The sequence below is a fragment of the Streptomyces sp. SPB074 genome (assembly GCF_000154905.1).
Taxonomy (GTDB): Bacteria; Actinomycetota; Actinomycetes; order Streptomycetales; family Streptomycetaceae; genus Streptomyces.
This window is the reverse complement of sequence record NZ_GG770539.1, coordinates 5672966-5675009: the sequence shown is the minus strand read 5'-3', so window position 1 is coordinate 5675009 and position 2044 is coordinate 5672966. Positions and strand designations below refer to the sequence as shown.

Annotated in this window: 3 protein-coding genes; 1 reads left to right on the top strand and 2 read right to left on the bottom strand. The window is 77.3% G+C overall.

Annotation, left to right across the window (positions count from 1 at the left end):
* Positions 1 to 912 (top strand): hypothetical protein (locus SSBG_RS24050; protein WP_420790327.1); only part of this gene is annotated, 912 nt, incomplete at its 5' end.
* 15 nt (positions 913 to 927) lie between these two features.
* Here SSBG_RS24050 and amaP read toward each other — a convergent pair.
* Together amaP and SSBG_RS24040 are read right to left on the bottom strand one after the other, a co-directional pair.
* Entirely contained in the window at positions 928 to 1506 is a 579-nt protein-coding gene (gene amaP / locus SSBG_RS24045) for an alkaline shock response membrane anchor protein AmaP (RefSeq protein ID WP_037871875.1), read from the bottom strand.
* A 6-nt stretch (positions 1507 to 1512) separates the two neighbouring features.
* On the bottom strand, positions 1513 to 2044 hold a 532-nt coding region (locus tag SSBG_RS24040), incomplete at its 5' end, for a DUF6286 domain-containing protein (protein ID WP_008748669.1).

Below are 2044 nucleotides of genomic sequence, written 5' to 3'. Positions count from 1 at the left end.
CCCGGACAGGTGTGGCTCGTGCGCGCCCCGCGCGGCGGCGGGGACCGGACGACGGTGTGCCGGTGGGACGGGAAGCGGTGGCACACGCTGCCGACCCCGCCCGCCGCCGCGCGCGCGGCGGGCTCCGGTTCCGGTGACGGGCAGGTGTGCGCCGCCGCCGGGGAGCACCTGTGGGTGCTGGCCGGCAAAGCGGTCGCGCACTTCGACGGCGCGCGGTGGGAGATGTCCGCGCTGCCCTTCACGGCGCGGGCCGTCACCGCCGTCCCGGGCGAGCGGGGCGGGGAGCCGCGCGCGTGGGCCGTCGGCTCGGTGGACGGCAGTTGCGCGGGCGAGGGCGAGTGCTCCCCGCAGCCCGCGAGCGCCCGGTGGGCGGACGGCACGTGGCAGCGGATGAGGACACCCGAGTACCACTTCCCCGAGCCGGTCCCGCCCGAGGCGTCGGCCGTGCTCGACGTCGTCACCCACGACCCCGCCTCCGGTCAGGTGTGGGCGCTGGGACGGAACGACTTCGCCCACGGCGAGGCGGACGAGGAGCCGGACAGCCGCGCCATCGTCCTGCGCGGGGACGGGACGCGCTGGAGCGAGGCGCCCTTGGCCGACGCCACGAAGATCGACCCGAGCGGGCTCGCGAGCCCGGACGGCGCGGGCGGTCTTCTGCTCAGCACCTGGCGGCGGCTCGACAAGGAGGGCCGCCTGCGCCGCCTGGACGCCCCGGCGCGGCTCCCCGAGCCCCACGAGATCCCCAAGGCGCGCCGCAAGTACGACTTCGACCAGCCGATGGACCCCGCCGTCGCGGCCCTCGTGCCCGGCACCCGCACCCTCCTCGCCGCCGGTGTCGTGCGCTTCCAGAACTCGACGGAGACCGGGAACCCGCCCCTGCGCCCGGTGCTCGCCCGGTACGACGCGGGCTGAGGCCCCCGCCGTCCGCTACCGGACCCGCTCCGCCCCGTGCGGTACCCCGTTCATCCAAATCTCCGCCCGCAGGTCCTCGTGCCCCGTCGCCTCCTTCGCCGTCCGCAGCGTCTCCGTCACCACGTGGTGCTGGACGAGGAGGGGCGCCGCGTCGGGGGCGAGGGTGAGGTGGAGGTGGGCCACGGGGGCGCCGGTGCGGCCGCGCAGGCGGACGCGGGCGCGCTCGACGCCGTCGAGGCGTTCGGTGTGGGCGGCGAGGACCCCTTCGAGTGCCGGGCCGCGCAGGTGCGCACTGTCGCCGTGGCCGACGTCGAGCGGGAGCGCGGACAGGTGCCGGCGGCGCAGTCCGGCGGCGAGCCACCACAGGGCCAGCAGCAGGAGCACGGCGAGCGCGGCGATGAGGACGGGCCACCACCAGCCCGCCTCGCGCCAGCGGGTCCGCTCCCCCGCCGTGAGCAGGACGTCGTGCTCGCTCTGGTGCACCCACCAGTGCGGGGGCCGCACGCCGTAGCCCACGGCGAGGACGGAGCCGCCCAGCGCGATGAGGACGAGCCCGGCGAGGGCGAGCAGGACGCGGTTGACGGTACGGAGCATGGCCACTCAGTCCTTCCCCGGGCGCCGGACCCGCACGAGGAGGCGCGGGGTGCGGGCGAGGCCGAGTTCCGTGAGGGTGGAGCCGAGGATCTGGGAGAGTTCGGCCCGTACCTCGGCGAGATCGCGGAAGTGCGCGAGCGCGCGCACCTTGACCTTGCGGCGCCGCACGGTGACGTGGGCCGAGCGGACCCCGGAGACCTGCGCGGCCCGGTCGCGCACGACCATCGCGGCGGCCTGCCGGTGGAGCGCGCCGCGCACCCCCGCGTAGGGCCTGCGCATCGGCAGCAGGGCGCGGCGGCCCGGGGTGAGGGCGAGGAGCAGGAGCCACAGGCCGAGCGCGGCGGCGACGCCCGCGCCGACGAGGACCCACGTGTCGTCCAGGCGGTGGTCGGCGAGACCGTGGGCGAGGTCCTTGCGCCAGCTCATCGCCGCGTGCCCGGCGCGGACCGCGACGACGTCGTAGAGGAAGAGGCCCGCCGCGCCGGTCAGGACGAGAGCGAGGAGCGTGGCGGGGACGCGGCGGGCCGACCAGAAGCGG